The sequence below is a fragment of the Helicobacter pylori genome (assembly GCF_011140715.1).
GTDB classification, from domain to species: Bacteria; Campylobacterota; Campylobacteria; order Campylobacterales; family Helicobacteraceae; genus Helicobacter; species Helicobacter pylori_DA.
The window spans coordinates 1-7676 of the sequence record NZ_SFZZ01000069.1 but is presented as its reverse complement, the minus strand read 5'-3'; the positions used below and the strand labels follow the sequence as shown (position 1 = coordinate 7676).

The window sequence follows — 7676 nt, the reverse complement described above, 5'->3', positions numbered from 1 at the left end:
AAAAGAACTTCTTGTTGCTTAGTTTTGAAAGATTGGGCTTAATCTTTCTTTTTTTACTTCTTGTTTTTGCTTAATTTTTGATTTTCACAACCTTTCATAAGATCTTGACTTTAATTTTGAGTTTGGGTAAATATTGTTCTTGGTTTTGGGAGATTGTGTCGCGTATTCGATCCGTTTCTCATTCCGAGACGCTGAAAAGCGAATCCCAACTTTACAAAAAAGGAGATTAGATGGCAGAAAGTAGTTACCAAAAACGAAAAGCTGAATCAAAGGTCAAAGATCAGATCATTGAGAGGTTAGAACGAGAATTAAATGCTAAAGACCTAGAATTAGATGCTGCAAACCGGGCTAATAAATTCAAAGATCAAATCATTGAATCCAAAGATCAGACTATTAAATCCCAAAATCAGACTATTGAATCCAAGGATCAGACTATTGAATCCAAGGATCAGACTATTGAATCCAAAGATCAAGTCATTGAGCTCCAGGCCAAATTAATTGAACCTTCAACAGAAGAAAAGTATCAAGACGAAGAGAAAGAGCACAGCAAATCTTGTTTAGGTCTTGAGTAAAACTTTAATTCATTTTCTTAAGGAGTCATTTTGGTTTTAGTCCTTAAGACTAAACCAAGGAAGGGGAGGATTTTCTCCCCTATCCTTATGTGGGGGAAGTGCTAGATATAAGGGATTCAAAAACTCTCTGTAATAACACCATGTCGGATCGAATTTGGATACCGCTATGTTAGATAAATATATAATAGATTTCTCAAGGCTTGATTTAGAAACGACTTAGTATTTTTAAATAGATGTTTAGCTCTTAAAACAAAAAACCACTCATAAATCAACCATTTACTCTATTTAAAAGAGTGTGAGTTTAGGTATAAGGAAAACTTGTATCAGGTTTATGGGAATGGATATGGAAAGTGGTTATTTGCGATACTCTAAATCTTAAAACGCTTTAAAAGTTATCGTTTGATTGAAGTCAAGCTCTTTTATAGCCAACACTCCATTGAAACAGAATTAGAAACAAAACCATAGCCCACCAAACAAAGACCTAACGCCCAATAATAAGGAAAAAGACTAAACGAAAACATGGCGCATAAGTATAGTGCGAACCGGCAAGCTTGATGAGCAGGAAAGACTTCAAACAGCCTTTCATCGGTTTTAAGTCTGTTTTTTATTAACCATTCGTATTGCTCCCTAAACAACCTTTCTAGCATGAGATAATAAGCGTCTAAAAGATAAAAGCATGCCAACAACACCCCTAAAACACACAGCCCATAAAGATGAGAAATCGTCTCTATTTTGAGGGATAAAACCCCCACAGCGAGCGCGAGTGTCCATTTCTTGCACTCCAAAGAATTTTGCGCCATTCTGTTGATAACGCCCTGCAAGATTTTGAGCTCTTCTATAAGGATTTTTGCTCTTTCTTTTTCTCTTTCTGTGGGGGGTGTTATCCATTATTTATTCGTTAAAGTTAAAAGTCCAAGCGCCTTTGTCGGTCTGTATTGTTGCTTCTATAATATCGCATTCTCTAGACCAGCCACTTAAACTTTCTCCAAATTTAAGGGTTTGAGGCTCCATCATCACACCCTTTTGCTCTAATTGAGAAATTTTATTTTCTATGTTTGCCACCCTTTCCTTTTGATCAAACTCTTTATAAACGCTTGCCATATCTTTAAAATCTTGCATAGAAATTGGAGTAATTTGACTTAAAACACCCATTTGAACCGCCTCTCTTACTGGAACAAAATTGACAACGCAATTACCTCTATTGAGCTTCACGCCTTGGATAGTAACGCTATCTGCTTTGGAGCTGATTTGAAACTCACCCTTACTATTTGCAGTCATTTCAACCGGCGATTCACCGCCACTGCCGCTCCCACAGCCCACTAGATACAGCGCTAAACAGCTCGCACCCAATAATTTTTGATAAGTTTTCATTCTAGATCCTTTATAATAAAATTGACAAACTATCAAGAGAGATAAGTTTAAACCTCCTTAATAAGTTTGTGATATTATGAGAAACACGCATGGCTTTAATGCGCGATTCTTGTAGAGCGCTGCCAGCTATCAAACTATGAGCGATTTTTAATTCTTCATAAATCCATGCTGAATAAGTGATGCACGATAGCCCTTGATTGGAAACGCTGTTTTTGCTTTGTAAAAACACGAAATAAGGGCATTTTTCAATCATGTCTTGTAAAGATTCTCTGAGAATGAGCGTGAAAGCGTCTTCAATCTTGCTTGTATCATCGTATTCTTCTAATTCGTTTAAGACATCGTCTTTATAATCCCAAAAGAGCGAGTCTATAAATACTCTGCGATTTGTTTCGCTTTCCAAATAATTTTTAACCTTTAAAGCCTTATTTCTATCCGCATGCGAATGCGATAGGAACACTTGAGCGTTTTTTAGTTGCGGTTTGAACGGGCTAAAAAAGGCTTCTTTAATTTCATTGTGGTTTAAGATGATGCCATCGTTAGAATGTTTAGCGCCTTTAATCAATTCATAAATCTTTTTGGCCACTCTATCAACTTGATGAGTTTGGTTGTTAAAAAGGCGTGTGCTGGGTTTTAAAATAATACTTTGATTTTTTTCATTATCTAAATTAACCTTAAAAGCTTTCATGATATAATTTTCCTTAATATTTTTATGAATTCTCAAACCTTTACAAACACGATTTTAAGTTTCCTTTAAAATCTTTTGATTATACTAGACTTAGACTTAGCTTAAGAGTGCCTAAATTTTGGGGTTTTAAGGGCTATTTTGGCACTAAAAATCACCGCTAAAAAAAGCCTTTTTGCAAACAAAAAGGGCGTATAAAATTTACAACGATCTTAAAAAGTGCAAAAACAACAAATGCAATCTAAAAAACCTCTTCGCATGCCTTTTTGTCTTTATGGAATAAGCATTCTTTTTGTAGCTCTATAAAACGCTTCTTCCTTTCTTTTTCGGTCATACCGCTAGGCTTTTCAATGGGGCGTGAAATCTTTGAAGTGGGGGTGAATTGGGGCGCATACCCCAGTTTATTGACTGAATAAAAGCCTAAAGCGGCGATTAAAATAAAAATCCAATCTGTTTTTCTGATCTTGGGGCAAAATTTACACGCCATGATTTAATCCTTAAAACATTTGAAGTATAATACACTCTTATGGTCAAATATTAAGTTTAGGAAAAGCTGCATGTGGAGTTTCATTCAAAAAATCTTTAAGGCTTTAATCATTATGCCTTTAGATTTTATCACGAAGTATTTCAAGTCGTTTGTGCTGTTACTCATTGTATTAGTCTTTTTTAGCGCCAAAGAAAGCGCACCAAGCGCCCCACCCAATCTCGCTAAACTCTATTTAAATGGGGCGATTTTTAGCACAGAGGATTTTGACAAAGAAGTGGATAAAATCTTAAAAATTCCTAGCATTAAGGGCGTTTTATTGTTGATTGACTCTCCTGGTGGGGCGGTGTCAGCGAGCGTGGAATTAAGCGAAAAAATCGCTGACTTGAAGCAAAAAATGCCCGTTTTAGCGTATGCTAGGGGGGTTATGGCGAGCGGGAGTTATTATGCGGGCATGCAAGCGAGCGAAGTTTATGCCTCTAAAGCGAGTTTGATAGGATCGATTGGGGTGATTTTTTCGGGCGCGAATGTGGAAAATTTGCTCAATAAAGTCGGCGTAGCCACTCAAGGCGTGCATGCGGGCGAATATAAAGAGATAGGCACTTTCACCAGAGCATGGAAACCCAACGAAAAAGAATTTTTGCAAAATTTAGTCAATGAGCAATACCAAATGTTTGTGAATGATGTCGCAAAAGCTAGGAAATTAGACGCTAAGGATTATAAGGATTTTGCTGAAGGGAAGGTCTTTAGTGCTCAAAAGGCTCTAAAATTAAAACTCATTGATAAAATCAGCACGATCAAACAAGCGCAAAATCGTTTAATGGAATTGAGTAAGGTTAAAAAAGCTTATTGGCTGGAAAAAAGCCCTATGGAGCGCTTCATTGAAAAAGCCACGCAATCAGCCACAAATATCATCACGCAAGCCTTTGGCTATCAATTATTAATGAGATAAAGATGTTAGAATTTATTTTAAAAATTCAAGCTAGAGACTCTAAAGGCTTGGTGAGCGCAATAAGCACCACGATCGCTAACAAGGGCTATAACATCGTCAAAAACGATGAATTTGTTGATCCCTTAAAACAGCGCTTTTTCATGCGGCTAAAAATCCAAAAAGAAATCAAGCCCTTGAATACTGAAATTAAAGAGCAAGAAGAGCGATCCTTAAAAACCGCTCTTTTTAAAGCCCTAGAAAACTTTAACGAACTATTGATTGAAGTCATTTTAACGCATAAAAAAAACATTATTTTACTCGCTACTAAAGAGAGCCATTGCTTAGGGGATTTGCTTTTAAGGGTGTATGGAGGGGAATTGAACGCTCAAATTTTAGGCGTTATTTCTAATTACGAGATTTTACGCCCTTTAGTGGAAAAATTTGACATCCCTTATTTTTACGCGCCTTGTGTTGATCAAATTTTGCATGAAAAAGAGATTTTGGCAATCATTAAAGACTTGGAATTACAACACAAAGTGAGCGCAGACTTGCTCGTTTTAGCCAAATACATGCGCATTTTAAGCCATGATTTTACGAAGCGCTATGAAAACCAGATCTTAAATATCCATCATAGTTTCTTGCCCGCATTCATTGGGGCTAACCCTTACCAGCAAGCGTTTGAAAGGGGCGTGAAAGTCATCGGGGCCACGGCGCATTTTGTGAATGAAAGCCTTGATGCAGGGCCGATTATTTTACAAGACACTCTGCCCATTAACCACAATTACAGCGTGGAAAAAATGCGCCTAGCGGGTAAGGATATAGAAAAACTGGTTTTGGCTAGGGCTTTAAAACTCGTTTTAGAAGACAGAGTCTTTGTGCATGAAAACAAAACGGTGGTGTTTTGAATGTTTTTAGATTGGAGCAACCTCAATGAAGAACCCCTAAAAAGCCAGATCAAAGCCGAGTTCTTTAAGGATAAAAAATTCCTTTATAGCGGGGATAAAATAGATTTCATGTTAAGCTATAAGCATTCTAACGCCACCTTACCCATTTTATGGGGCGAAGCTAAAAGGGGCGATTTTGATGATTTGGACAAAGCTTTCACGCAACTGCTTTTAACCATAGGCAAGCACAGGCTATACACCCACCACACGCCACCTTATTTGTGCACTTTTAACGCTTTTAGAATGGAATTTATCGCCTTTGATGACACGATCACAAGCTTTTTTTATAAAAGCGATATAGATTTTTCTATCACCCCAAGCAACCACAACACAGAGGGTTTTAAACACGCTTTAGACGCGTTTAAAGCCATGTGCGAACTCCATAAATCGGTTTTTGACTTTAAAACCCAAAGCCAAGAATGCAAAGAATTTATTGAAAATAATTTAAACTCTAGCCATCTACTCAACAAAATCCAAATTGACAAAAACAATTTCTTTACGATCTATCAAAAGTGGCTTGAAATTGTCAAACCCACCATTGACATAAATTGGGAGGTGGCTAAAACTAAAGACATTTTAGACGCAGACTATTATTTAGCGGATTTGCTTAGCGATGGCGATAAAACCATTATTGAGAAATTGCACACGATTTTAAGATCGAGCCATTATAAATTGAATAGGGGTGTGAATGAATTAGGCAAAATGGATTTTATGGAAGTTGGTTTCACAGACAGCCAACAAGCCCATCAAGAATTTTGGAGCGTTTATGAAAGGCCTCCTAAATCAGAATTTCAAGCTTCTATTTTAGAGCGGCGCGACTTGTTAGTGCCAAGCGATGTGAGAGAAAGGAAAGGGGCATTTTTCACCCCTAAAATCTGGGTAGAAAAGAGTCAAGAATATTTAGCTAAAGCTTTGGGGCAAGATTATCAAGAGGATTGTATCATTTGGGATTGCGCTGGGGGGACTGGGAATTTGCTTCGAGGTTTATTGAATAAGGCTAATTTGTATCTATCCACTTTAGATCATAACGATGTGGCAATCGTTAAAGATCTGGCTGCAAAAAACCACTTAAAACTACTGGAAAATCATGTTTTTCAATTTGACTTTTTAAACGATGATTTTTTCAGTGATAAAGCGCCAAAAAGCTTGCAAGAAATCTTAAAAGACCAAGAGAAACGAAAAAAACTCATCATTTACATTAACCCGCCTTATGCAGAAGCGGGCAACAAAGCTAAAATGAGCGGCACAGGCGAACACAAAGCCAAGGTTGCAAGAAACAATAAGACTCATGAAACCTATAAAAATTTTTTAGGGTCTGGGGCTAACGAACTTTTCGCTCAATTTTTCATGCGCATTTATAAGGAATTGGATGGTTGCATCATGGCGAGTTTTTCAAAGCTCAAATACCTTAATTCTAGCAACTTTAAAAAATTCAGAGAAGTCTTTAAAGCCAAATTTTTAGAGGGGTTTATGGTGCCTGCGGATAGCTTTGATAATGTGAAGGGGCAATTCCCCATCGGCTTTTTGGTGTGGGATACCGCTACCCCCCCCTTAAAACCAACCAACGCACTCAATTTAGAAGTGTTTGACTCCTCTGGCGGATTTTTGGGGTATAAAACTATACGCTCGTGCAATAAGGTTCTATTTTTAGCGGATTATTTACAAAAGTTTCAGCCAACAAAAAAAGATACTATTCTTGGTTATTTAGATCCTGGCCGCAATAGTTTTCAACATCAAAATTTAGTCCATATTAGTGTTATTGACAAATCAGAACAATCGCATGTAAAATATTTTCCAATCATTACAACTACAATATTATTAGTGTCTGTATTTTTCTCCATCCGCCATTGCATCAAAGCCACATGGCAAAACGACAGGGATCAATTCTACGCCCCTTATGATGATACATGGCAAGACGATAGCGAGTTTAAAAACAATTGTTTGATTTTCATGCTTTTTCATACCCAAAACCGCATCACTACCACTCAAGGGACTAACCATTTTATCCCCTTTAGCGAAACTGAAGTCAATGCCAAAGAAAGATATTCCAGCCACGCTTTATTAGACTTTTTAAAAGGCGGGATAAAAGAGGAGAGCGATAGCCTCTTTTTAAACGCTAAAAAAGAAAACAAGCCCCTAAAATTCAGCCCGAGCGCTTCAAAGGTGTTTGACGCTGGCAAAGAGATCTATCGTTATTACCACGCCCAAGATTTCACTAACCGCCCCTATAACGCTAACGCAAGCCTTTATGACATCAAAGAATTTTTTCAAGGCCGTAACAAGCAAGGCAAATTAAATTTACCCACCAAAGCCAAAGATAAATATTACAAACAGCTTTACGCTAACTTGCAAGACGCCCTAAAAGATCTCGCTAAAGAAATACAGCCTAAAGTCTATGAATACGGGTTTTTAAGGGAGTAGTTTTTAAGACAAATAATCAAAAAGCTAGAGCAAGCGGTATTTTTTAAAAGCACTCTATGAGGGGATTTAGTTTTATAGAGGGGAGAATTATTGCTACTCTCTTAAGAAAATGCGTTTTACAATAAAAATAAACGCCCCAAAAGTCAAGGGCAAACCCGCTTTTTAAAGGAAACCCCTAAGCTTTTAAACTTAAGGGAACGCTCTTGGAAAAATCAGCGTTTCACAGAAACGATCACTTTAAGCCCCAAAAAAGCAAACTCAAAGTATAATG

The 7676-nt window shown here is 37.3% G+C and carries 8 protein-coding genes; 4 read left to right on the top strand and 4 right to left on the bottom strand.

Going from position 1 to position 7676, the window contains the following annotated elements:
- Positions 1 to 230 precede the first annotated feature (230 nt).
- Positions 231 to 572: a hypothetical protein gene (locus tag EWZ81_RS06905; RefSeq protein WP_165549469.1), complete on the top strand. Its 342-nt coding sequence runs from the start codon at positions 231 to 233 to the stop codon at positions 570 to 572.
- A 419-nt stretch (positions 573 to 991) separates the two neighbouring features.
- Here the strand turns inward: EWZ81_RS06905 and EWZ81_RS06900 are convergent, their stop codons facing one another.
- The 4 genes from EWZ81_RS06900 to EWZ81_RS06885 all read right to left on the bottom strand — a co-directional run bounded on the left by EWZ81_RS06900 (position 992) and on the right by EWZ81_RS06885 (position 3112).
- On the bottom strand, positions 992 to 1456 hold the full coding sequence (locus EWZ81_RS06900; protein ID WP_165549470.1) for a hypothetical protein: 465 nt from the start codon (positions 1454 to 1456) through the stop codon (positions 992 to 994).
- Between the two features lie 7 nt (positions 1457 to 1463).
- Positions 1464 to 1943 carry a hypothetical protein gene (locus tag EWZ81_RS06895; RefSeq protein WP_165549468.1) on the bottom strand — a complete coding sequence of 160 codons (480 nt, stop codon included), beginning with the start codon at positions 1941 to 1943 and terminating at the stop codon, positions 1464 to 1466.
- Positions 1944 to 1953: 10 nt separating this feature from the next.
- Positions 1954 to 2628 (bottom strand): toll/interleukin-1 receptor domain-containing protein, encoded by a 675-nt coding sequence (locus EWZ81_RS06890; RefSeq protein WP_165549467.1) that lies wholly within the window; start codon positions 2626 to 2628, stop codon positions 1954 to 1956.
- Positions 2629 to 2866: 238 nt separating this feature from the next.
- Complete coding sequence (locus tag EWZ81_RS06885) at positions 2867 to 3112, bottom strand: hypothetical protein (RefSeq protein WP_165549466.1); 246 nt, start codon at positions 3110 to 3112, stop codon at positions 2867 to 2869.
- Positions 3113 to 3182: 70 nt separating this feature from the next.
- Between EWZ81_RS06885 and sppA the strand changes: the two genes are divergently transcribed.
- The 3 genes from sppA to EWZ81_RS06870 are packed head-to-tail and all read left to right on the top strand — an operon-like array spanning position 3183 to position 7405.
- Complete coding sequence (gene sppA, locus EWZ81_RS06880; RefSeq protein WP_165549465.1) at positions 3183 to 4061, top strand: signal peptide peptidase SppA; 879 nt, start codon at positions 3183 to 3185, stop codon at positions 4059 to 4061.
- Positions 4062 to 4063: 2 nt separating this feature from the next.
- Positions 4064 to 4945, top strand: coding sequence for a formyltetrahydrofolate deformylase (gene purU, locus EWZ81_RS06875; RefSeq protein WP_165549464.1), 882 nt, complete (start codon positions 4064 to 4066; stop codon positions 4943 to 4945).
- Positions 4946 to 7405, top strand: a complete 2460-nt coding sequence (locus EWZ81_RS06870; RefSeq protein ID WP_165549463.1) for a hypothetical protein — start codon at positions 4946 to 4948, stop codon at positions 7403 to 7405. It begins immediately after the preceding gene.
- The last annotated feature ends 271 nt before the right edge of the window (positions 7406 to 7676 follow it).

Coding starts and splice junctions, on each gene's coding strand:
- EWZ81_RS06895 (WP_165549468.1), bottom strand. CDS start 1,943: ATGAAAACTTATCAAAAATTATTGGGTGCGAGCTGTTTAGCGCTGTAT.
- EWZ81_RS06905 (WP_165549469.1), top strand. CDS start 231: ATGGCAGAAAGTAGTTACCAAAAACGAAAAGCTGAATCAAAGGTCAAA.
- sppA (WP_165549465.1), top strand. CDS start 3,183: ATGTGGAGTTTCATTCAAAAAATCTTTAAGGCTTTAATCATTATGCCT.
- purU (WP_165549464.1), top strand. CDS start 4,064: ATGTTAGAATTTATTTTAAAAATTCAAGCTAGAGACTCTAAAGGCTTG.
- EWZ81_RS06885 (WP_165549466.1), bottom strand. CDS start 3,112: ATGGCGTGTAAATTTTGCCCCAAGATCAGAAAAACAGATTGGATTTTT.
- EWZ81_RS06890 (WP_165549467.1), bottom strand. CDS start 2,628: ATGAAAGCTTTTAAGGTTAATTTAGATAATGAAAAAAATCAAAGTATT.
- EWZ81_RS06870 (WP_165549463.1), top strand. CDS start 4,946: ATGTTTTTAGATTGGAGCAACCTCAATGAAGAACCCCTAAAAAGCCAG.